This is a genomic window from Rhizobium sp. NZLR10, from assembly GCF_019685125.1.
Classification (GTDB): Bacteria; Pseudomonadota; Alphaproteobacteria; order Rhizobiales; family Rhizobiaceae; genus Rhizobium.
The window spans coordinates 127522-148634 of the sequence record NZ_JABDWE010000016.1 but is presented as its reverse complement, the minus strand read 5'-3'; the positions used below and the strand labels follow the sequence as shown (position 1 = coordinate 148634).

General features: G+C 63.3%; 21 protein-coding genes. 4 read left to right on the top strand and 17 right to left on the bottom strand.

Features of this window, described 5'->3' with window-relative positions; translation table 11 throughout:
* Positions 1–23 precede the first annotated feature (23 nt).
* The 7 genes from HJB82_RS22955 to HJB82_RS22925 form a co-directional block, all read right to left on the bottom strand.
* A complete protein-coding gene (locus tag HJB82_RS22955; RefSeq protein WP_221141566.1) occupies positions 24–740 on the bottom strand; it encodes a PAS domain-containing protein in 717 nt (238 codons plus the stop codon).
* 308 nt (positions 741–1048) lie between these two features.
* Positions 1049–1984, bottom strand: a complete 936-nt coding sequence (locus HJB82_RS22950) for a lipid A biosynthesis lauroyl acyltransferase (RefSeq protein WP_221141551.1) — start codon at positions 1982–1984, stop codon at positions 1049–1051.
* Positions 1985–1991: 7 nt separating this feature from the next.
* The gene (locus tag HJB82_RS22945; protein ID WP_207580789.1) at positions 1992–3020 is read right to left on the bottom strand and encodes a zinc-binding dehydrogenase; all 1029 of its coding nucleotides are present in this window, start codon (positions 3018–3020) and stop codon (positions 1992–1994) included.
* 57 nt (positions 3021–3077) lie between these two features.
* Entirely contained in the window at positions 3078–4364 is a 1287-nt protein-coding gene (locus HJB82_RS22940; RefSeq protein WP_207580790.1) for a beta-ketoacyl-ACP synthase, read from the bottom strand.
* A gap of 12 nt (positions 4365–4376) precedes the next feature.
* Positions 4377–5582, bottom strand: coding sequence for a beta-ketoacyl-ACP synthase (locus HJB82_RS22935; protein WP_221141549.1), 1206 nt, complete (start codon positions 5580–5582; stop codon positions 4377–4379).
* Positions 5579–6061 carry a 3-hydroxyacyl-ACP dehydratase FabZ family protein gene (locus HJB82_RS22930; protein WP_049731880.1) on the bottom strand — a complete coding sequence of 161 codons (483 nt, stop codon included), beginning with the start codon at positions 6059–6061 and terminating at the stop codon, positions 5579–5581. Before HJB82_RS22930 ends, HJB82_RS22935 begins: the two co-directional genes overlap by 4 nt.
* Before the next feature lie 117 nt (positions 6062–6178).
* The gene (locus HJB82_RS22925; protein ID WP_003540486.1) at positions 6179–6457 is read right to left on the bottom strand and encodes an acyl carrier protein; all 279 of its coding nucleotides are present in this window, start codon (positions 6455–6457) and stop codon (positions 6179–6181) included.
* 416 nt (positions 6458–6873) lie between these two features.
* On the opposite strand from HJB82_RS22925, the gene HJB82_RS22920 reads away from it, so the two are divergent.
* The gene (locus tag HJB82_RS22920; RefSeq protein WP_221141547.1) at positions 6874–7596 is read left to right on the top strand and encodes a Crp/Fnr family transcriptional regulator; all 723 of its coding nucleotides are present in this window, start codon (positions 6874–6876) and stop codon (positions 7594–7596) included.
* Here the strand turns inward: HJB82_RS22920 and HJB82_RS22915 are convergent.
* The 8 genes from HJB82_RS22915 to HJB82_RS22880 form a co-directional block, all read right to left on the bottom strand.
* Positions 7586–8014 carry a L,D-transpeptidase gene (locus tag HJB82_RS22915; protein ID WP_207580793.1) on the bottom strand — a complete coding sequence of 143 codons (429 nt, stop codon included), beginning with the start codon at positions 8012–8014 and terminating at the stop codon, positions 7586–7588. The two genes, HJB82_RS22920 and HJB82_RS22915, sit on opposite strands and share 11 nt — an antisense overlap.
* 148 nt (positions 8015–8162) lie before the next feature.
* Positions 8163–8363, bottom strand: a complete 201-nt coding sequence (locus HJB82_RS22910; RefSeq protein WP_221141544.1) for a hypothetical protein — start codon at positions 8361–8363, stop codon at positions 8163–8165.
* 94 nt (positions 8364–8457) lie between these two features.
* On the bottom strand, positions 8458–9438 hold the full coding sequence (cbiB, locus tag HJB82_RS22905; RefSeq protein WP_207580795.1) for an adenosylcobinamide-phosphate synthase CbiB: 981 nt from the start codon (positions 9436–9438) through the stop codon (positions 8458–8460).
* Positions 9435–10496, bottom strand: a complete 1062-nt coding sequence (gene cobD / locus HJB82_RS22900; protein ID WP_221141542.1) for a threonine-phosphate decarboxylase CobD — start codon at positions 10494–10496, stop codon at positions 9435–9437. The genes cbiB and cobD overlap by 4 nt, the downstream gene beginning before the upstream one ends.
* On the bottom strand, positions 10493–11800 hold the full coding sequence (locus tag HJB82_RS22895) for a cobyrinate a,c-diamide synthase (protein WP_221141540.1): 1308 nt from the start codon (positions 11798–11800) through the stop codon (positions 10493–10495). The genes cobD and HJB82_RS22895 overlap by 4 nt, the downstream gene beginning before the upstream one ends.
* The gene (gene cobA, locus HJB82_RS22890) at positions 11797–12636 is read right to left on the bottom strand and encodes a uroporphyrinogen-III C-methyltransferase (RefSeq protein ID WP_221117170.1); all 840 of its coding nucleotides are present in this window, start codon (positions 12634–12636) and stop codon (positions 11797–11799) included. The genes HJB82_RS22895 and cobA overlap by 4 nt, the downstream gene beginning before the upstream one ends.
* Positions 12637–12869: 233 nt before the next feature.
* Positions 12870–13820 carry a nucleoside hydrolase gene (locus tag HJB82_RS22885; RefSeq protein ID WP_221117171.1) on the bottom strand — a complete coding sequence of 317 codons (951 nt, stop codon included), beginning with the start codon at positions 13818–13820 and terminating at the stop codon, positions 12870–12872.
* Between the two features lie 69 nt (positions 13821–13889).
* Entirely contained in the window at positions 13890–14309 is a 420-nt protein-coding gene (locus tag HJB82_RS22880) for a cobalamin biosynthesis protein (protein ID WP_207580800.1), read from the bottom strand.
* 98 nt (positions 14310–14407) lie between these two features.
* Here HJB82_RS22880 and HJB82_RS22875 point away from each other — a divergent pair, with 98 nt between their 5' ends.
* The 3 genes from HJB82_RS22875 to HJB82_RS22865 all read left to right on the top strand — a co-directional run bounded on the left by HJB82_RS22875 (position 14408) and on the right by HJB82_RS22865 (position 16462).
* On the top strand, positions 14408–15193 hold the full coding sequence (locus HJB82_RS22875) for a TSUP family transporter (RefSeq protein WP_207580801.1): 786 nt from the start codon (positions 14408–14410) through the stop codon (positions 15191–15193).
* A 109-nt stretch (positions 15194–15302) separates the two neighbouring features.
* Positions 15303–15668, top strand: coding sequence for a nuclear transport factor 2 family protein (locus HJB82_RS22870; protein WP_207580802.1), 366 nt, complete (start codon positions 15303–15305; stop codon positions 15666–15668).
* Complete coding sequence (locus HJB82_RS22865; protein ID WP_207580803.1) at positions 15668–16462, top strand: helix-turn-helix domain-containing protein; 795 nt, start codon at positions 15668–15670, stop codon at positions 16460–16462. Before HJB82_RS22870 ends, HJB82_RS22865 begins: the two co-directional genes overlap by 1 nt.
* A 3-nt stretch (positions 16463–16465) precedes the next feature.
* Here HJB82_RS22865 and cobO read toward each other — a convergent pair whose 3' ends face one another.
* The gene (gene cobO / locus HJB82_RS22860; protein ID WP_207580804.1) at positions 16466–17116 is read right to left on the bottom strand and encodes a cob(I)yrinic acid a,c-diamide adenosyltransferase; all 651 of its coding nucleotides are present in this window, start codon (positions 17114–17116) and stop codon (positions 16466–16468) included.
* Between the two features lie 4 nt (positions 17117–17120).
* A complete protein-coding gene (gene cobN, locus HJB82_RS22855; protein WP_221141538.1) occupies positions 17121–21113 on the bottom strand; it encodes a cobaltochelatase subunit CobN in 3993 nt (1330 codons plus the stop codon).

Here is a 21113-nt window from a genome sequence, read left to right as displayed (position 1 = left end):
GCTGGTCGTGGGCAGCCGATGGATCAGCCAGCTGGCCGCTGCCGATCGATATCCTCCATGACGAGCAGCGCGCCGATCACCGTACCACCCGCATCGCGCAACGGCGACATGCGACAGCGCACCTGCCCCGATCCGGCACCGCCGCCCGGGCACTCATAGGCATAGTCGACCTGCTCACCGGCAAAGCAGGCGTCGAGCTTGTATTTGGCGCACGCGGCAAACAGCTCCTCTCCGATGAATTCGGAAAGGTGCCGTCCGATGAGTTCCATCGGCTTCTTGTCGAGATCGGCGCAGTTGGCTGGATTGGAATAAAGGTAGCGGTAATCCCGTGTCAGCACCGCGACGCGGTCCGGCAGGGTTTCGAGGATCGCGGCATTGAGAAACTGACCGTTGTCGGTATCCGGCACATAGGCTGCCGGCGGCTGGATACGCACGTCCTGCGGCGAAGGCACGCGCCAGTCTGGGCCATGTGTGCCGAAATAGCGGTCGAGCAGATAGGAAAGCACCGTCGTGTGCTCGGTGACGCTGGCGCTGTCGTCGGCGTCCTGGCTAATCAAGTGGCTCACGAACTGTAGTTGCATGTAGACTTCGAGCAGATTGACCGCCCGATGGGCGAGGATGGCCTCGACCAGCGGTTCGACATGCCGGTCGAGCGCCGTGACGCGCTGATCGTCGCCCACCCGTATGGCATCCTCGATCTGCGTGCAACGCAAGGAAAAAGCTCGAAAAAGCTCCAGCAAAACGCCTCCCATCCCACTGTCCCAAGAGACGAGTCCGAAACCTCACGGCGCATCATCTCCACTGCATAATTCTATCCTTAAATCGGAATCGATTTAAAAATAAAGTATACAGCAATTCAAAGTACTACAGCGTCCTTTGCGCGTCCAAAAGTCGCGCGGCACTGTAGAATGCGCCCTACGGTAAATATTATTCGCGTCTTGGTGGTGACGGGTAACATGAAGTGCCCTCAGTTTCAATCCGAGAGCACCTGCCGCTTTTCACCGCTCATAAATGGGGGTGGACGTTTCTGCAGCATGATGCCGAAAGTCTAGGAGCTGAGCGTCTGCTTGATCTGCCAGCGGTCGTGATACCAAAGCCACTGCTCCGGGTATTCCCGCACCCAGCCTTCCACCTTGTCGTTGAGCAGCTGGGCGGCCGCCGGCAGGTCGAGAGTGCCTCTGGCGTCGCGCGGCATGTCCAGCCGCGGCTCGATTTCCAGCCGATAGCGATTACCGGGCAGACGGATGCAACGCGCCGGATAGACCTCGCAGTCGAACTGGCGCACCAGCTTCGGCAGCAGCGGATTGGTCTTCACCTCGCGCCCGAAGAAGATTCCCTTCAGCCCCTTGCGGAATTTCTGATCGACGAGCACGCCCACGCCTTGGCCTGCTTCCAGCTGACGGGCGAGCGCGAAGGAGGAGCCGGCATGCGAAGGCACCAGCTTGCCCATGCGCGCGCTCCTGAAATCGAAGACCTTCTTGGCGATATAGGGATTGTTCGGCGGCCGGAAGAGCACGGTCACATGAAGTCCGAAGGCGGCGCCCGCCACCGGCAGCAGCTCAAAATTGGCGGTATGGCCGGTAAAGACGATGAAGGGGCGCGGATTGTCACGCAGATCGAGGAAGATCGGGATGCCCGACACCTCCACTCTGCCCGGCTCCGGTTTTTCGGGGTCATAGTCGAACAGCTGGTCGAGAAAGACGTATTCGGCCGCAAGCCGGCCCATATTGCCCCAGCTTGCCAGCGCGATCTCTTCGATCTCGGCCTCGCTCTTCTCAGGAAAGGCGTTGCGCAGATTGGTCAGCATCAGTCTGTGGCGGCTGGTCAGTCGGCCGAGGCGGCGCATCGTCCTGTCGGCGAAGCGGATCGCGCCATCGGCCGGAAACAGCTTCAGGAAATTCAGGAAGCCGAACATCACCTGCGCCACCAGCCACTGCTGGAAGTGCCTGAGCGCCAGGACGATCCGGGTGATGAACAGCTTCACTTGGGGCTCAATCCATCTTCAGGATGATCTTGCCGAAGATCTGGCGCGATTCCATCCGCTCGAGCGCCCGGTCGATATCGCTGAAGCTGACCTCGGTGTCGATGACGGGATGCACGAGCCCGCGGCCCATCTTCTGCATCGCATTCGCCATGTTCTCCATGCGGCAGCCGAACGAGCCGAAGAGCTTCAATTGCTGCTGGAACAGCATCATCAGGTTCATCTCTGTGGAAACACCCGAGGTCGAGCCGCAAGTGACGAGGCGCCCACCGCGCTTCATGCAGAGCATCGAGCCTGCCCAGGTGTCCTTGCCGACATGTTCGAAGACGACGTCGACGCCCTTCTTCTTGGTGAGCTTGCGCACCACGCCTTCGAAACGGTCGGTGCGATAGTTGATGACGTGATCGGCGCCGAGCGCCCTGGCCTTTTCGATCTTGTCGTCCGAGCCGACCGTGGTGATGACGGTGCAGCCGATCTTCTTGGCAAGCTGGATCGCCGCCGTGCCGATGCCGGAGCCGCCGGCATGGACGAGAATGGTTTCGCCGGGTTCGAGCTTGGCATTGTCGAACAGCATGTGCTCGACCGTCCCGAAGGTGACGGGAGCAAGCGCTGCACCGATCGCATCGACGCCGGGAGGAGCCGGCACCAGCAGGCGCGCGGGAAGGTTGACCTTCTCCTGCGCAAAGCCGTCGAGATGGAAGCCGTGCACGCCGGAGACATGTTCGCAGAGATTGTCGCGGCCTTCGCGGCATGGGCTGCAGAGGCCGCAGGTGCGCGCGCCGTAGATCGAGACGAGCTGGCCGGGCAGCACGTTGGCGACACCCGGGCCGATCGATTCCACGACACCGGAAGCCTCCGCACCGATGACCAGCGGCATCTTGCGCTTGGCGAAGGCCATGCCGCGCCAGCCCCAGAGATCGATATGGTTGAGTGCCACCGCCTTGACGCGCAGCGTCACCTCCCCGGCTGCAGGCGCGTCCGGTTCCGGCAGGTCGGTGATCTCAAGCTTGCGGTCATCGATCAGTTGCAAAGCGCGCATGGCAAAATCCCTCGCCTAGACGGCGTCATCTCGTCTCAAAAATGTGTCGGGAACCGCTTAAGCCGGTTCGAGCGCCATGACAAGGCTGGCATTCTGCCCGCCGAAGCCGAAGGAGTTGGAAAGCACGGCTGAAACTTGTGCTTGCCGCTTCTTGTTCGGCACGACATCGAGAACGATCGACGGATCGGGATTGGTATAGTTGATCGTCGGCGGCAACGTGCCGGTCAGCATCGTCTGCAGCGAGAACACCGCCTCGACAGCACCCGCCGCCGTCAGCGTATGACCGATCATCGACTTGTTCGACGAAACCGGGATGCCGACGATCCGTTCGCCGAAGACGGCCGACATCGCCCCATATTCCATCTTGTCATTCTCGGGCGTCGAAGTGCCATGGGCATTGATATAGCCGATGCCGCTCTCGTCGATGCCGGCATCGGCAAGCGCCGCGCGGATCGTCGCGATTGCCGGGCCGCCATCCGGCGACGACCGGGTGCGGTGAAAGCTGTCGGCCTTGTCGCCGGCGCCCTTCATGATGCCGAGCACCTTGGCGCCACGGGCGACCGCCGCTTCCAGCGATTCCAGCACCAGCGTCGCTGCACCTTCGGCGATGACGAAACCGTCGCGATCCTTGCTGAACGGCTTGGAGGCCTTGGTCGGCGGGTCGTTCTGGGTCGAAAGAGCCGACAGTAGCGAGAAGCGGATCAGCGCTTCGGCGCTCAGCGATCCGTCGGTTGCAACCGTCAGCGCTCGGGTCGTCCGGCCCTGGCGGATTGCCTCGATGCCGAGTTGGATCGCCGTGACGCCGGAGGCGCAGGCGGTCGACAGCGTGACGGGAAGACCGCGCGTGCCGAACCGGTCGGCAAGGCGCTCGGAAATCGCGCCGAACAGGGCTGCCTCATGGAAGGCCGGGTCCGGGCGCTGACGCAGCGCCGTCAGGAAACGCTCATAGGCATCACCGGGATGCTCGGAGGCCGGCGAACGGTCGGCAAGCTCGAAACGCGCGCTCCATTCCGGTTCGATCGGCGGGGCGGCAAGGAACAGCGGGCCGTTGAAATCGCCGGAAAGGCCGGCATTGGCCAGCGCCTCGATCGTCGTTTCGCGGGCGAAAGCGTAGGAGCGCTCGACGGCATTTGGTACCGGGATGCCGATAAAATCGACGGTGCCGGCGATCCGCGTCGACAATCCCTCGGTCGGAAAACGGTTGATCTCGTGAATGCCCGACGTGCCTGACGAAAGCGCTGCCCAGTTGTCGCTGAGGCCCTGACCGAGCGAGGTGATGATACCCATGCCGGTCACGGCCACGATCGGACGGCCAAGGTGATCCTTGTAAGCGGAAGCTGTCATATCTTTCACTCCTCACGCATTTGCGGAAAGAACGGCGACGCCCTCGCCGCGCTGGTGCCCGACCGCGGTCACGACGGCGGCGGTGGCGCCTGCCCGCATCGGCGCCTCATGGGCGGCGTCGAAGGGCGGAACCTTGGCCTTGCCGTCGACGGCAAGCGCCGCAAGCGCCAGACCCAGCGTGAACTGCGTCTCGATCGTATGGCCGGTGACGCCACTAAAGCCGCGGATCGCAACGTCGGGCAATTGATGTTCGAGCACCGCCCGCTCGCGGGCGGCAAGATCGTGCATGCCGGTCGAGCCGGAAAAGATCGCCGTGCTTTCGGTCGCAAGCCCCGTGGCCGGTGCCAGGAGCCGCTCCAGCCGGGCTTCGAGATTGCGGGCATTGCGGTTGCCGCGGTCGCCCTCGACCGCGTCGATCACGGCATAGATATGCGCGCCGCGAGCTTCCGCATGCTGGCGCGATTCGAGCACCAGGAAGGCGCCTGCCGAGCCGGTGATCATGCCGCCGCCGTCGCTGGGTCTGCGCGACCAGAGCGGCACCCAGTCGCCGCGCGCATGGGCGCCGATCGCTTCGGTGAGCAGGATCATGTCCGGCCGCTCCGCCGCGAAGGCGCCGCCGACCAACGCATGCGAGGATTCGCCTGATTTGATGCGATAGAAGGCAGTCTCGACGGCTGAGATTCCGGCCGCTTCCTCGCCCATGAAGGTGCGCGACGAGCCTGTGACCTTGTGCACAATCGAGATGTTGCCGGCGAGCAGGTTGGAAAGCTGGGCGAGGAACAGCGTCGGCCTCAACTCCGTCGTCAGCTTCTCGTTCAGCAGCAATTCGCGGTCGTTGCGCTTCAGGGCCTCGTCGACGATCAGTGTATCGACATTGATATCGCGCTCGCCGCCGCCGGCCGCCACGATCATATCCATCGCGCCGCAGGCCTCGAGATCGTCCTTGAAACCGGCATCGTCTAGTGCCAAGCCCGCGGCGAAGACACCGATGCGCTGCCAGTTTTCCATCTGGCGCTGATCGCCGCGCTTAGCGATCTGCTGCGACCAGTCGATCTCGGGCAGCGGATGCACCGGATAGGGCTTGAACTTCTCGGTCTCGACGATCGTCTTGGGCGCGCTTGCCGCCGAAAGCAGCGAGATATGCGCATCCTTGCCGACGCCCTGACAGGTGACGATGCCTATACCAGAGATGACGACGTCGTTTGCAGCCTTGCTCATCCAATCACTCCCTGCGCCGCGATCGCTTCGAGAAGCCCAATCTCACCGGCACGTTTCTTCACGATATCGCCGAGCGGCACCTCGGAAAACGGCATGGTGCGAAGCTTCAGCTGCGCATCGCAGACCTTCTTGCCGGCGCTGGTGATTTTAGCCTTGGTAACGGCGAAACCCGAACCGTCGTGCTCGAGCACCGCCTCGATGTCGAGCACGGCTTCCGGTTCGACGAAAGTGCGCATCTTGGCCCCGTCGACCGTCATCAGGAAGGGCATGGCGGCGAAATTGGTCACGGCAAGCACCAGCATGCCGGAGGCCTGCGCCATGGTTTCGATCAGGAGCACGCCAGGAACCAGCGGCATACCAGGAAAGTGGCCCTCAAAGACGGGGCTCTTGGCCGGGACGACGGATCGCGCCTTCAGCGTGCCCTTCTTCAGGTCCACCGCTTCGACGCGGTCAATCATCTGGAAATATTCCAGCAGCATTCGGATCCTCCGGCCCGACAGGCCAGATCCGCCCGCCGGTGACGCCTACTTAGGAACGAAACCGCCCGGCCGCCATATTCAAGGCGGCAGGGCGGTCAAAAAAGATTGATATGTCGCTCAGGCCTTGGCGGCTTTGAGCTCGTCGATCTTGGCGCAGAGGTTCTTCAGCACGAAATATTCTTCGGTGGAAACCTTGCCCTCATTGACTTCCTGCGTCCACTTTTCGAGCGGGATCTTGATGCCGAATTCCTTGTCGATCGCAAAGACGATGTCGAGGAAATCGAGGCTGTCGATACCGAGGTCGTCGATCGTATGGCTCTCCGGCGTGATCGTCGCACGATCGATCTCGCTGGTTTCTGCAATAATGTCGGCAACTTTATCGAATGTAGCGGTCACGCGCTGTACCTCATGAAATGACGATTTAAACCCCTCATAGGCAAATCCATTTCAAAAGCCAATGCTTTCATCCGGGCGTGGCGGCAATTTGCCCGCTGGGTGTTGCCTAAACAGCAATGGAAGCGGCCTTTGCCGTCACCCGAGGCGGGAGGCGATGCCGCTGCAGAAAACCCCGTCGGCTCGAGCAGAGTAAAGAAGCCGTCCGAATCAGGCCTGCGGACCGGCGCGCCTCGGCGCGGGTACTTCCAACGAGAGCCAGGCTACCGAAACTTTGATCTGGATCAAATCGCGATCCCGGCGAAATCGATAATCATCAAGTCGCGCTGGAAGAAATCGGGATAGCCGAACCAGTAATCGCGGCGTAATCGTCTCGGTTATACCGCGCGGGCAAACGCGGATTTCGAAGGGATCAGGAGATGGACGTCGCACGCAGTGAGATTCCCGAGGCCGGCACGCCCGTCGCTTGCCGCTCCTGCCAGGCGCGGCACGGCGTCGTCTGCGGCGCCCTGTCCAGCCGCCAGCTCCGGGAGCTCGGCCGCCACTCGCTGCGCCGCAAGGTCGATGCCGGCACAGAGATCATCGCTCAAGGGTCGGAAAGCTCGTTCTACTCGAACATCATGCGCGGAGTGGTAAAGCTCTGCAAGGTGATGCCGGACGGACGCCGGCAAATCGTTGGCCTGCAATTCGCCTCCGATTTCGTCGGCAGACCCTTCGTGCGTGAAAGCACGCTGTCGGCCGAGGCCGCGACCGACACGGAGATCTGTGTCTTCCCCCGTAACCTGCTCGACCGTATGATATCGGAGGCGCCGGAGCTGCAGCGCAGCCTGCACGATCAGGCGCTGAAAGAGCTGGATGTCGCGCGCGAATGGATGCTGACGCTCGGCCGGCGCACCGCCGAGGAAAAGGTCGCAAGCCTGCTTCACCTCATCGCCACGCACGTCGAACCGCAAACGGCGACGAGCACCGCCTTCGACCTGCCGCTATCACGCGCCGAGATCGCCGATTTCCTCGGATTGACGATCGAGACCGTCAGCCGCCAGATGACTAGGCTGCGCAAGAGCGGCGTCATCCATATCGAGAACTTCCGACATATCGTCGTCCCCGATATGGATGAGCTGGAAAAGAAAATCAGCGGGTAATCACCACGCGGGTATTGGCAAGGCCGGCTTGGCGCGCCAGCGAGAAGAACTCGGCCGCATTGTCGGGATGCAGGCGGACGCAGCCATGCGAGGCCGGTCGGCCCAGGCGTTTCAGGTCGAAGGTGGCATGAACGGCGTAACCGCCGTTGAAGAACACCGCGTAGGGCATCGGTGCATTGTCGTATTTCCGGGAACGGTGATCGCGCGACAGCCACTTGGCGCTCCACGAACCGGTCGGCGTGACATAGCCGTTGCGCGCGGTCGAAACCTTCCAACGATACTTGACGAAGCCGTTCTCGGTGACGGTCATCGTCTGCTTGCCAATGCTGACATTGGCGACCAGCGTTGCTGCCTGAGCGGCAATGGGAGAAAATTGCAGCAATAAACTTGCGGCGGCGGCCGCCAAAATCGTCTTCATGATAACCCCTCTTCGAACCCGCGCAGTTTAATTGCGCCCACGCGAAAGAGAGACTACGGCAATACTTATTATATAGCTTTAACCCGAATGGTAATCACAATTTTAACATGTTTAAGCCGGAAACGCCGCCGCAGGACAGCGGCCCGCTTCACTGGAGCTTGCGTGGACCCGGGGGCGGGTTCAGCCGCTGGTAGGCCTTGTTCATCTTCTCGCGGATAGAGGCCATGGTGCCGAGGTTATGACCGCAAGCGGCACAGGTGATGATATCCGTCTCCCGGATCTCCGGACGCTCGAACTTCATCTTGGTGCTCTTGCACTTCGGGCACGGTAATTCAACCTGAACTGTCATTGCTCTGCTTCCGGTCTGATGGAGGTATGAGGCGTTTCGCATAAACGTTTGAGCCGGAGCTGTCCACCGCGGTGTGTCCGCGGTGCGTAGCACCCTACAGAAAACACAGAAACAACCCGAATGTCAGACCGGCGAGCACCATGCAGCTGGCATAAAACACCGATACGCCGTCTTCGACGTCGCCGGCGGTAGCTATGTCCCGGCCAGCGTTGTTGATCATCGGCTCCGTCACGATGACACCGCCGTAGATGCGCGGGCCGGCGAGCTGGACGTTGAGAGCGCCGGCCATTGCCGCCTCCGGCCGGCCGGAATTCGGCGAACGGTGCAGGCCGCCGTCGCGCATCGCCACGCGAACCGCCTGGCGGCAGGCGCTGGTACCGCGCCGGACCCAGGCGCCGGCGGCGATCAGCAGGATGGAGAAACGCGCGGCCGGCCAGTTGGCGATATCGTCGAGCCGGGCCGATGCCCAGCCGAAATCGATATATTTTTCCGACTTGTGGCCAATCATCGAATCCGCCGTGTTCAGCATTTTGTAGGCGAGCAAGCCCGGCAGGCCGAAGACGGCATACCAGAGCGCCGGCGCGACGACGCCGTCGGAAAAGTTTTCGGCCAGGCTTTCGATCGCCGCGCGGCACACCGCCGGCTCGTCCAGCGTTTCAGGATCGCGCCCGACGATCTGAGAAACGGCGGCCTGTCCACCGGCAAGCCCCACGTCGCGCAGGGCGACGGCGACCGCCGCGACGTGATCGGCAAGGCTCTTTTGCGCCAGGAAGATCGCCACCAATCCGGTCTCGAGCAGGATGCCGGCGAGACCGAACAGCGCGAAGAACCGGTTGAACACGAAGCCCGCGGCCACCGCCAGCAGCAGCAGCGCCAGGATGGCGGCGACGCCGTTCATTCGGCGTCGGGAGCCGGTGAGACTTGCGGAGTTGAGTTGCCGGTCGGCATAGGAAATCGCCGCGCCGAAGATGACGACGGGGTGCGGTACCCGCGACCACAGCCATTGCGGATCGCCGGCGATCCGGTCGAGCAGCAGCGCCAGAAGCAGCACGAGAAGGTTTTCGTCGATCGTCATCGCTCAAATCTCTGAAGGGCTTCGCAAAGTCGTCGGTCCGCCGCCGGATCCGGCGTCAACCCGAAACGCAGCTGATCCGGCGCATAGTCGAACTTGCGGACGAGAATATGATGGCGGCAGAGATGGGTGTAAATGTCGCTCGCCCTGCCGTCGGCGACAAGAGTGAACAGCGCCGTTCCTCCCGATATCCGCAATCCGGCCGCAGTCAGCACCGCATGCAGGCCGGCGCAGCGTTCATCGATGCGGGCGCGGATTGCAGACACGTCCGAACGCAACAGCGAACCTGCAATCGAAAGAGCCGGGCCCGAGACTGCCCAAGGGCCGAGCCAGTTCTCGAAACGCTCGAGAATATCTTGGCGCGCAATCGCAAAACCGAGCCGGAGACCGGCAAGCCCGAAGAACTTACCGAAGGAGCGGAAGATGATCAGGTTGGAAAGTGATTGCGCTTGGGCTGCTAGGCTCAGCGCCGGATCGGTATCACCGAAGGCCTCATCGACGACGAGAAGCCCGTCTGCCGCCTTCATCCTGTCGTGCAGGGCAATCAGCGTTTCGGCCGGCCAGACCCTGCCGTCCGGATTGTTCGGATTGACCACGACGGCCAGCCGATGCTCGGCCCCGATCGCCGCGACATCGCGGACCGCATCGACGGCACAACCGGCCGAAGCAAAGGCGCGCACGTATTCGCCATAGGTCGGCGACACCACTGCGACTTTGTCGTCCGTCACGGCGACTTTGTCGTCCGTCACGGCAACTCTGTCTATCAAAGAGACTTGCCTGTCCTGCCGGAGCAGACGCGGCAGAAGCTGGATCACCGATTGCGTTCCGGGCACCGGCAGCGGCAGGATCGCCCCGCTGCCGTAATGCTCGCACGCGGCATGCCTTGCCTCATCGGCGAGATGGCCGTCCGGCAGGCGGTGCCATGCCCTTGCCGGAACGTCAGGCAGGGCGACGGGGCACGGATTGATGCCTGTGGAAAGGTCGAGCCAGTCTTCCGGCCTGCCGCCGAAGGCGGCGGCAGCAGCGGTGATGCCGCCGCCGTGGGCGATGGGCGCGCTCATGCGGCAGCTCTCGCAAGATCGATCAGGTGCATATAGGACCCCGCCACCTGGCCGCGCCGCAACCCGACAGCACCGAGATCGGTTCCGAGCGCATCTTGCGCTGCAAACAGCCGCTTTCCCTCGCCCTCGGACACAACAGTGGAATAGTGGAATTCATGCGCGGTCATCGTCCGCGCGAAGAAGGCGCCGTCGAGCGGTGTCACACGGCGGTAGCCGAGATGGCGTCGGCGTTCGGCATAGCTGGTGACGACGGGCAGCAGGCCGAGCATTTCGTGGCGCTTTCCGCCCGCATCGATCAACCCATCGCCGAGCACCATGTAGCCGCCGCACTCCCCGTAAATCCTGATGCCGCGTGCCGCCGCGTCGAGCATGCCGGCGCGAAAATTCTGCGCCGCCGAAAGCCGCCCGGCATGCAGCTCGGGATAGCCGCCGGGCAGATAGATCGCATCGGCGTCACCGGTCGGCGCCTCGTCGGCGAGCGGCGAGAAGAACGAAATATCAGCCCCGCGGCGACGCCAGCCGAGCAGCATATGCTCGTAGGAAAAGGCAAAGGCGACATCGCGCGCCACGGCGATGCGGGCGCCGATCGGCATCAGCCGGTCGATATTGGCGGCAGACGGCCGGTTGAGCCCCTGCCTTGCAATGCGCAGCAGGAATTCGAAATTGCATTCCTCGGAAACGGCATCCGCCGAATGGTCGATGAAATTATCGAGCCTGGTGTGTTCACTGGCCTGGACGAGACCGAGATGGCGCTCCGGCAAGGCGAGCGCCTTGTCGCTGCCGATTACGGCGATAACAGGCATGCGGATCGCTTCGAGCGCCTGGCGCAGCATCGCCTCGTGCCGGTCGCTGCCAACCTTGTTAAGGATGACGCCGGCAACGCGGACATCGGCGCGGAAGCCGGCAAAGCCTGATACCAGCGGCGCCACTGACTGCGACATGCGCGAGGCATCGACGACCAGCACCACGGACAGGCCGAGCTGAGCGGCAAGATCGGCCGCAGTTCCCCTTCCGTCGGCCGCTCCGTCGAAAAGTCCCATCATCGCCTCGATGACGAGGATGCGGTCGCCGGAACGGTGAAGGGCTGAATTGGCCGAGATCAGCTCCGGGCGCATCGCCCAGGGATCGAAATTCAGGCAGGGCGTGCCACTTGCGGCCGCATGAAAGGCGGGATCGATATAATCGGGACCGGCCTTGCCGGGCGCGACCGCGATGCCGCGCCGGCGCAACGCCCTGAGCAATCCGAGCGTCACCGTCGTCTTGCCGGCGCCGGAGGACGGCGCTGCGATCAGGAGGCCGCTCATGTCAGCACCTTGCCGGACCGGCGGAACGGATCGGGTTGCAGCCGCCGTCCGGCGAGCGCGCCGAGCCAATCGAGCGAGGCTCTGAGCCGCACCACCTCGCCGACGACGACCACGGCTGGCGGTTCGAGCCCGGCAGTGGCGATGGCCGCGGGCGCCTCGGCCAGCGTCGTTTCCAGCACCTGCTGCCGGCCGGTGGCAGCGTTGCAGACGAAGGCGACAGGTTCGGTAGGCTCCCGGCCGGCGGCGATCAACCGGGCGCTGATCTCGGCGATGTGTTTCATCGCCATATACATGACGATCACGGGAGAGCCCCGGCCGATCGCCTCCCAGTTGATCCTGTCGGGCACGATGCCGGAGGAATCATGGCCGGTGAGGAAGGTCACGGCGTGGTTGATGTCGCGATGCGTCACCGGGATGCCGGCATAGGCAAGCCCGCCGATGCCGGCGGTGATGCCGGGCACGATGCGGAAGGGGATATTGTGCTCGACCAGCGTCAGCGCTTCTTCGCCGCCGCGGCCGAAGACGAAGGGATCGCCGCCTTTCAACCGCAGCACCCGCTTGCCGGCGCATGCCAGTTCCACCAGCCGCAGCGAGATGTCACGTTGTTTGGCCGAAGGCTTGCCGCCGCGTTTTCCGGCATATTCCACCACCGCTTCCGGCCGCGCCAACGCCAGGCATTCCTCGTTGACCAGCGCGTCGTGCACGATGACGTCGGCCTCGGAAAGCCCTCTTGCGGCGAGCAGCGTCAAAAGCCCGGGATCGCCGGGACCGGCACCGACCAGCCAGACGGTGCCCGGCTCCAGCGCCGGAAGATGGGAGAATGCGGCATCGATCATCTTGCTGATCTAGAGCATGATGCCGAAAAGTGTAAGCGGTTTTCGGACGACATTATGCGCACCTGTTTGTTTTAGATCCGCCGGGCGCCCTGTCTCACCGGAAGTTGCCGAGATGACCATGACTCACTTTGCTAGGAAGCGGAATCAAACTCTCGGAAAACCCGAATAACAATATGAATATATTATCATATAGTCGCGACGACCGGCCGCGAAGCGGCCGGTCTTCCAATCGGTCAGGCCCTGAGCAGCGTGTCGCGGATGAGATCGATAACCTTTTTCGATTCGATGCCGGTGCAGACGATCTGTCTCGGCAGGCCATCCCAGTCACCCGGCGGAAAACGGCGACCGTCCGGCTTTACGATGGTCTGGCCGTCGGCGATGCCGCCACAGACGACACGCACCGCACCCGATATCGACGAGAACAGTTCGGGCGCCACGACATAGACTGAGGCGCAGCTGTCATGCACCATCATGCCGTCCTCAACCGCATGCTTGTAAAAATCGATGTAGGACTGCGAGAGTTCATTGAGCTGTTTGACCGCCTTGTCGCCCTTGGCCGCCATCTCGCCAAGATAGCTGCGGCTCATCGTGGTGACCGCGGTGACGTCGAGGCCGATGACGGTCACCTTCCAGGGCGCGGTCATGACGATATCCGCAGCTTCGGGATCACCATGGATGTTGGCCTCGGCGACCGGCGAGACATTGCCCGGCACATAGAAATTGCCGCCCATGATGACGACGTCCTTGACCAGCGTTGCGATCTCGGGGGCTTCCTTCAGCGCCAGCGCCAGATTGGTCATCCGCCCGACAGCGACGAGGCGCACTTCGCCCGGATGGGTGCGCACGGTATCGATGATGAAGCGATGCGCCGGGCGCAGATCGAGCGGCAGGTCGATCGTCTCCGGCACGTCGATATCGCCGAGGCCATTGTCACCATGCACCATGGCCGGCCAGGGCCGCTCGGCGCGCGAGGGGTCGATGGTGACGCTGGCGCCCTTGGCAACGGGTGCCGGAATATTCCAATCGCGCTTGAGGAAGAGCGCATTGCGTGTCGTCGTCTCGACCGAGGCGTTACCGAAAACGGTGGTGATGCCGATCAGATCGATTTCGGGGTGGCGGTGCAGGAAAAGAAGCGCCATGGCGTCATCGACGCCCGGATCCGTGTCATAAATGACCTTGTGCATTGATATCCTCTAAATGTAGATCGCGAAGCTGCCGGACGGCGTCGCAACGTGTGGCCACCATAACGCCCGTCAGGCTTTCCGCAACCCGATGCCGGCAATCGCCGCTGTCGCATGCGCGGATTTGATCTTGCCGAGCAGCAGCTCCGCATCCGCTCCAATGGCCGCAAGTGCCGCGGATTCCGCCACGCCATGGCAGCCGACACGGGCAAAGACGATGGCAGAGGGATTTTTAAGCCGCGGCGTTTCCTCTTCCAGCCGCGGCGCATCGAAGAAGACGGCGGGCACGGCAAAATGCCTGGCAACGGCAAGGATCGCCGCTTCTTCGGAACGGCTGTCGATCGAGGCAATGGCAGCAAGCTCCGCCCCGATGATACCGGCCGCTTCAACCGCTTCGATGGCCAGTGCCAGCACTTCAGCGGGCGGCGTTTTGCGCTCGCAGCCGAGCCCGAGCACGTGATGTCTGCTCCTGTCGAAGGTAATGTCGCTCATGTTGCTGCCGAATGCGCCTTGCCATGTCCTTTGCAGCCATTGCAGCCCGAGGCGGGAAATGCAAGAAGGCGGCCTGAAAGCCCCTCCGGAACTCCGTCTTGCCCGATATCACCTTCCATCTGCTTCTACTGCTCTGCGCGGCGGCCTTTTTTGCTGGTTTCGTCGATTCGATTGCCGGTGGCGGCGGCCTCATCACCGTTCCCGCCATGCTGATTGCCGGCATTCCGCCGCTGCAGACGCTCGGCACCAATAAGGTGCAGTCGATCTTTGGTGCCGCCTCGGCAACGCTCGCTTATGCCCGCAAGGGCCACGTGCAGCTTCGCGAACAATTGCCGATGGCGCTGATGGCGGTCATGGGCGGGGCGCTCGGCGCTGCCCTTGCCACGATCGTACCCGGACAGGTGCTGCAGGCGATCATGCCGGTGTTGCTGCTGTCGATCGCGATCTTCTTTGCCGTCAAGCCGAACCTCAACGACGTCGATACCCATCGCCGCATCACGCCCTTCGCCTTCGGCCTGACGCTGGTCCCGGCCATCGGCGTTTATGACGGGGTCTTCGGCCCGGGCACCGGCTCCTTCTTCATGCTCGCCTTCGTCACACTCGCCGGCTTCGGCGTGCTGAAGGCAACCGCCCACACCAAGCTTCTCAATCTCGGCTCGAATTTCGGCGCGCTGATTGTCTTCGCAAGCTTTGGCGCGATACTCTGGAAGATCGGCCTGTTGATGGGCATCTGCCAGTTCCTCGGCGCGCAGCTCGGTTCGCGCCTTGCCATGCGCATCGGTTCGAAGCTGATCAAGCCGCTGCTGGTGATCGTGTGCGTCGCCCTGGCGGTCAAGCTCCTCGCCGACCCGGCAAATCCGCTGCGCTTGTGGCTCGGCATCTGACGGAGACGCTTGGCCGTCTTCCATTACCTCTGGCGTAATTGATAGGGTGCACCACCTTCCCGCATGATCGCCCTGCCTGAATGACGGGCGATCAAAAGGAGATGACCCGATGAACGATGCAAACAGCAATGCCGAGCGCTACCTCGCCATCTGGAACGAGACGGATGCGGCTCGCCGCCGCGCTCTCATCGCCGAGAGCTGGGCGGAAGCCGCAACCTACATCGATCCGCTGATGCGCGGCGAAGGCCACGAGCAGATCAATTCGCTGGTGGAGGCCGTGCAGAACCGTTTCCCCGGTTTCCGTTTCGAACTGATCGGCACGGCTGACGGCTATGGCGACAATCTGCGTTTCTCCTGGGGCCTCGGACCTGCCAATGGCGAAGCACTGATCAAGGGCACGGATTTTGCCGAACTCGAAGACGGCAAACTGAAATCCGTCCGCGGCTTCATCGACCAATTGCCGGAAGCTGCCTGATGAAGCCGACCGCCCGCCCTCTTGGAGATCATCTGCGCGGATGGCGCCAGCGCCGCCGGATGAGCCAGCTCGACCTGGCGCTGGAGGCAGATATCTCGCAGCGGCATCTGAGCTTCATCGAGAGCGGGCGCTCGACGCCGAGCCGCGACATGCTGCTGCATCTTGCCGAACGCCTCGGCGTGCCGCTCCGCGACCGGAACCCGCTGCTGCTGGCGGCGGGTTTCGCTCCCGTCTTTACCGAGCGTGCACTCGACGATCCCGCCTTGGAACCGGCGCGCCGCGCCATCGACATGGTGTTGAAAACTCATCAGCCTTTCCCGGCGCTCGCGATCGACCGCCACTGGACGCTCATTGCCTCCAACGCGGCGCTGGCGCCGCTCATCTCAGGCATTGCCGATCCCTCCCTGCTGGAACCGCCAGTCAATGTGCTGCGCCTCAGCCTGCACCCGCAAGGACTGGCGCCCCGCATTGCAAACCTCCCGGAATGGCGCGCCCACCTTATCGACCGGCTGCGTCAGCAAATATCGGCTTCGGGCGATCCGGTATTGGAGAGGCTGCTGAACGAACTGCTGTCCTATCCGGCGCCCGAAGCGGCGAACGATGCGCATACCGACCACGCCGGCATCGCCATTCCGCTGAAGCTTTCGACCAAGGCCGGTCTGCTATCCCTGATCTCGACGACCACGGTCTTCGGCACGCCCGTCGACATCACTCTGTCGGAACTGGCCGTGGAATCCTTCTTCCCGGCGGATGAGGAAACGGCCGCGATCCTGCGCGGCCTCTCTCTCAACTGATGCCTAGAATTCCACGCCCGGCTGGCCCTTGATGCCGGAGCGGAACGGATGCTTGATCAGTTCCATCTCGGTCACCAGGTCGGCGATCTCGATCAGTTCCTCCCTGGCGTTGCGCCCCGTCAGCACGACATGCGTCATGGGCGGCTTCTCGTTCTTCAGGAATTCCACGACCTCGTTGATATCGAGATAGTCGTAGCGTAGCGCGATGTTGATCTCGTCGAGCAGCACCATGGAATAGCGATCGTCGCGGATCAGCTCCTTGGCCTTTTCCCAGGCAGCCGAGGCGGCGGCAACGTCGCGGGCGCGGTCCTGCGTTTCCCAGGTGAACCCCTCGCCCATGGTGTGGAACTGGCAGAGATCGGAGAAATGCTTCTCGATCAGATCGCGCTCGCCGGTCCACATCGCACCCTTGATGAACTGCACGACGGCAGAGGGCTTGCCATGGGCGATGTGGCGGAAGATCATGCCGAAGGCGGCCGATGACTTGCCCTTGCCCTTGCCGGTGTGGACGATGATCAGCCCCTTGCCATCGGTCTTGGTCGCCATGATCTTGTCGCGGGCGGCCTTCTTCTTCGCCATCTTCTCGGCATGGCGCGCATCGTCCTTTCCAGCTTCGCCTTCTGGGATCGCGCTCTCCGGTGTCTCGTCGCTCATCGGTTCACCTTGTTCTATTGTTGGCGGCCAGGTCGAACCGGGCCGAATTGCTGCGCGGCGTCCAGAGGCTGCGGTCGATCGCCTCGCACAGCCGCTCCTTCATCTCGTCGAATGCTGCCGGGTTCTTCTCCATCATGAAGGTACTCACAATGGGATCGGCGACGAAGGCCTGGTATACCGCCTCGAAATGATGGGCGCCGACTGCACCCGTCGTCGCCGAAAAGGCGAAGAGATAGTCGACGGTGGCGGCAATCTCGGCCGCACCCTTGTAACCGTGGCGCATGACGCCCGATATCCATTTCGGATTGACGACGCGCCCGCGCACGACGCGGCCGATCTCCTCTTCCAGCGAACGGATCACCGGCCGTTCCGGCCGGGAATGATCGTTGTGATAGATCGAGGGGCGGGCGCCGGCGAGCTGTTCCGCCGCCGCCGCCATGCCGCCTTCGAACTGGTAATAATCGTCGCTGTCGAGCAGATCGTGTTCGCGATTATCCTGATTCTGAACGACGGCCTGCACCGAGCGCAGCCGCTCCTCGAACAGGCCGCGTTCGGCCTTGCCCTCCTCGCCGGCGCCATAGGCATAGCTGCCCCAGACGAGATAGGCCTCGGCGAGATCGGCGCGCCGCTCCCAGCCTTTTTCGTCAATCAGCGCCTGCAGCCCCGCGCCATAAGCGCCGGGCTTCGAGCCGAACACCCGGTAGCCCGCTCGCCTTCTGGCCGAGACCTCGTCGAGGCCGGCTGCGGCAAGCCTTGCCGCCTCGCCGCGCATGCGCGCTGCGATCGGATTGTCGGCCTCGTCCTCTTCAAGCGCGCCGACGGCGCGGACCGCCTTGTCGAACAGGGCGATCTGCTCGGGAAAAGCGTCGCGGAAGAAGCCGGATATCCTGAGCGTCACGTCGACGCGCGGCCGCCCGAGCATTGCCGGCGGTATGATCTCGTAGCCGGTGACGCGGCGCGAGCTCATGTCCCAGAGCGGCTTGACGCCAATCAGCGCCAGCGCCTGGGCGATGTCATCGCCGCCGGTGCGCATGTTCGACGTGCCCCAGGCCGTCAGCCCTAGGGAAGCCGGCCATTCGCCGTGATCCTGCGCATAGCGGCGAACCAGCAGTTCCGCGGATTTCTTGCCGAGTTCGTAGGCGGCCGGCGTCGGCACGGCGCGGCTATCGACCGAATAGAAATTGCGGCCCGTCGGCAGCACATCGGGCCGCCCGCGCGTCGGCGCCCCGGAGGGGCCGGGCGCAACGAAGCGGCCGTCGAGGCCGTTAAGCAGGCCTGCGATTTCGGCTGGCCCGCAGGCCAGGATCGAAGGCTTGAGGCGGGTCTCGATCTCGGAAAGCACCGCCCGCGTCGCCGGCCAGTTCTCAGGGCAGACGATCTGGCCGGAAACGAACTTCGCCGCCAGGAGCTCGATGCGCTCGACGGTGTCGCCGTTGGTGCGCCAGGGGGCGTCGAGGAGATCTGCTAGGATGGCATGACGTGGGGCTGTCCAGGGGGCGGCCATGTCGCAGTCGAGAGGATCGAACGTGGAGTTACCCCCCTCTGTCCTGCCGGACATCTCCCCCACAAGGGGGGAGATCGGGGATGAGAGGTCCCGCTCCAACTGCTCGGCCGAAGGTGCGGCAACTTCAAACGTTTCTTTTGTGGGAAGCCCAAGCCTCTTGCCGATCTCCCCCCTTGTGGGGGAGATGTCCGGCAGGACAGAGGGGGGTGCCACAGGCACACCGCCCACCCCCACATCACCCGCAATCGCCCGCTGCAAACTCGCATCCCCGCCCTCACCCAGCCCCCGCGGCACCCGCGCCAGCGCCACCGTCAGGTCGGTCAGCAGCCGCCCTTCGGGCGAAACGCCGAAGATATGCAGCCCGTCGCGGATCTGCATTTCCTTGAGGTCGCAGAGATAGGCGTCGAGCTTCTTCAGCGCCTCGCCCTCGCTTTCGCCGCTGATTATGCCGGCATCCCGGTCGAGGCCGATATCGGTGACCAGATCGAGGATCTGCCGGCTGAGCAAGCGGATGCGGCGGGGATCGCCGCCGGAGGCCTCGTAATATTCGTCGACCAGCGCTTCCAGATCCTTGAGTGGTCCATAACTCTCAGCCCGCGTCAAAGGCGGCGTCAGGTGATCGATGATGACAGCGGCAGTCCGGCGCTTGGCCTGCGTGCCCTCGCCCGGATCGTTGACGATGAAGGGATAAAGATGCGGCAGCGGCCCGAGGATCACCTCGGGATAACAGCCTTCCGACAGCGCCAGCGCCTTGCCCGGCAGCCATTCGAGATTGCCGTGTTTGCCCATGTGGATGACCGCATGTGCACCGAATTCCTGGCACAGGAAGACATAGAAGGCAAAATAACCGTGCGGCGGCACGAGATCCGGCGAATGATAGCTTTCCTTCGGATCGATATTATAGCCGCGCGGCGGCTGGATGCCGACGAGCACGCCGCCGAAGCGCGCGAAAGGCAGGGCGAAGCCGCCCTCGCGAAAATACGCATCGTCCTTAGGATTGCCCCAGCGAGCCCTCACCTCATCTTGAATCTTATTGGGAAGAGATTGAAAGAAGCTGTTGTAGCGAGCGAGGGAAAGCGTTTCGCGAATGACCCTGCCGTCGTGGCCGGAATTGGTCGGCCCTTCCATCAGATGCCGGATCAGCGCGTCCCCATCTGCCGGAATGTCGGCGACCGGGTAACCCGCGGCTCCCATGGCGCGAAGCACCGCGATGGTGCCGGCCGGCGTATCGAGGCCGACGCCGTTGCCGAGCCGGCCGTCGCGGTTCGGATAATTCGCCATGACAAGCGCGATGCGGCGATCACCGGCCGATCTCTTCCGCAGGCGCGCCCAGTTGGCGGCAAGTTCAGCCGTATAACTCACCCGGCCGGTATCGGGTTCGCTGCAGACGATGTTGGTCTCGACAGCCGCGTCATAACGCGCTGCCGTCTTGAAAGAGATCGCCCGCGCCAGCACCCGGCCGTCGACTTCAGGAAGCGCCACGTTCATGCCGAGATCTCGTGCCGACAAGCCTTGCGCGGAAGCGGCCCAAGCCTCCCGCGACGAGGCCGACAGGATCGCCTGCAGCACCACCGCCCCATTCGCTTCCAGCACCGTCGGCTGCCGGTCAGCACCTGGTGCCGAGACGGCAAAGCCGGTCGTGTTGATGACGACATCGGGTTTCAGTGCCGCAAACACGCTTTCGAGAATACCTGTCGAGACGGGGTCCTTGAGGCTATAGGCAAAAACCGGCAGTGGCCGCAGGCCGAGCGCCGCCAGCGCTTCGACCAGTGCCTCGATCGGGGCGGTCTCGCCGCTCTGGACGAGGGCGCGGTAGAAGCTGATGGCGACGATTGGCCCAAACGCCACCTCCTCCGTCGAATGTGGGATACCCCCCTGCTCGACGGACGAAGGCGGCGCGACATGCGAACCGGCAACCTGCCGCCACTCCTGCACCCCGATCAGCCCCCGCCCCGGCCACCAGATGCCCGCCTTCATCAAAGGCACTGCCGGCGCCGGCTTCTCGGCACCTGACAACATCGCCGAGGCATAATCGAGAAAGCCGCGCGCATTGGCGTCGCCGCCTTCGATCAGATAGGCCCAGAGCGCATTCATATCGTCGAGATCAACGTTGGAAAAAGGAACGAGCCCCGCATCCGGCCGGGCATCGCCCGGCAAGACCGCAATCAGCGCACCGGCGCGGGACGCTGCCGCGTGCAGCGCCTCCAGCGTATAGTGGAAATAGCTGGCACCGCCGAGCGCACGCACGATGATGAGCCTGGCATGCCGCGCCGTGCGTTCGACATAGGTATCGACCGACATCGGATGCTTGAGGCTCATCAGGCTGGCAAGTCTCAGCGAAGGCGCCGCCCCATGCTCGCGATGGGCGGCTGCGATGGCGGCAAGCTCGCTGTCGGCGGCCGACAGGAACACGATATCGCCCGGCGTCTGCCCGAGGTCGATCGCCTCCTCGCAGTCGCTGATCGTTCCCTGTTGGGCCAGAAGCAGATGCAT

Bases quoted from the DNA above. Each gene is read 5' to 3' on its own strand.
- HJB82_RS22945 (WP_207580789.1), bottom strand. From the start codon at position 3,020: ATGCGCGCTTTGCAACTGATCGATGACCGCAAGCTTGAGATCACCGAC.
- HJB82_RS22940 (WP_207580790.1), bottom strand. From the start codon at position 4,364: ATGACAGCTTCCGCTTACAAGGATCACCTTGGCCGTCCGATCGTGGCC.
- HJB82_RS22935 (WP_221141549.1), bottom strand. From the start codon at position 5,582: ATGAGCAAGGCTGCAAACGACGTCGTCATCTCTGGTATAGGCATCGTC.
- HJB82_RS22930 (WP_049731880.1), bottom strand. From the start codon at position 6,061: ATGCTGCTGGAATATTTCCAGATGATTGACCGCGTCGAAGCGGTGGAC.
- HJB82_RS22920 (WP_221141547.1), top strand. From the start codon at position 6,874: ATGGACGTCGCACGCAGTGAGATTCCCGAGGCCGGCACGCCCGTCGCT.
- HJB82_RS22915 (WP_207580793.1), bottom strand. From the start codon at position 8,014: ATGAAGACGATTTTGGCGGCCGCCGCCGCAAGTTTATTGCTGCAATTT.
- HJB82_RS22910 (WP_221141544.1), bottom strand. From the start codon at position 8,363: ATGACAGTTCAGGTTGAATTACCGTGCCCGAAGTGCAAGAGCACCAAG.
- cbiB (WP_207580795.1), bottom strand. From the start codon at position 9,438: ATGACGATCGACGAAAACCTTCTCGTGCTGCTTCTGGCGCTGCTGCTC.
- cobD (WP_221141542.1), bottom strand. From the start codon at position 10,496: ATGAGCGCGCCCATCGCCCACGGCGGCGGCATCACCGCTGCTGCCGCC.
- HJB82_RS22895 (WP_221141540.1), bottom strand. From the start codon at position 11,800: ATGAGCGGCCTCCTGATCGCAGCGCCGTCCTCCGGCGCCGGCAAGACG.
- cobA (WP_221117170.1), bottom strand. From the start codon at position 12,636: ATGATCGATGCCGCATTCTCCCATCTTCCGGCGCTGGAGCCGGGCACC.
- HJB82_RS22885 (WP_221117171.1), bottom strand. From the start codon at position 13,820: ATGCACAAGGTCATTTATGACACGGATCCGGGCGTCGATGACGCCATG.
- HJB82_RS22880 (WP_207580800.1), bottom strand. From the start codon at position 14,309: ATGAGCGACATTACCTTCGACAGGAGCAGACATCACGTGCTCGGGCTC.
- HJB82_RS22870 (WP_207580802.1), top strand. From the start codon at position 15,303: ATGAACGATGCAAACAGCAATGCCGAGCGCTACCTCGCCATCTGGAAC.
- HJB82_RS22865 (WP_207580803.1), top strand. From the start codon at position 15,668: ATGAAGCCGACCGCCCGCCCTCTTGGAGATCATCTGCGCGGATGGCGC.
- cobO (WP_207580804.1), bottom strand. From the start codon at position 17,116: ATGAGCGACGAGACACCGGAGAGCGCGATCCCAGAAGGCGAAGCTGGA.
- cobN (WP_221141538.1), bottom strand. From the start codon at position 21,113: ATGCATCTGCTTCTGGCCCAACAGGGAACGATCAGCGACTGCGAGGAG.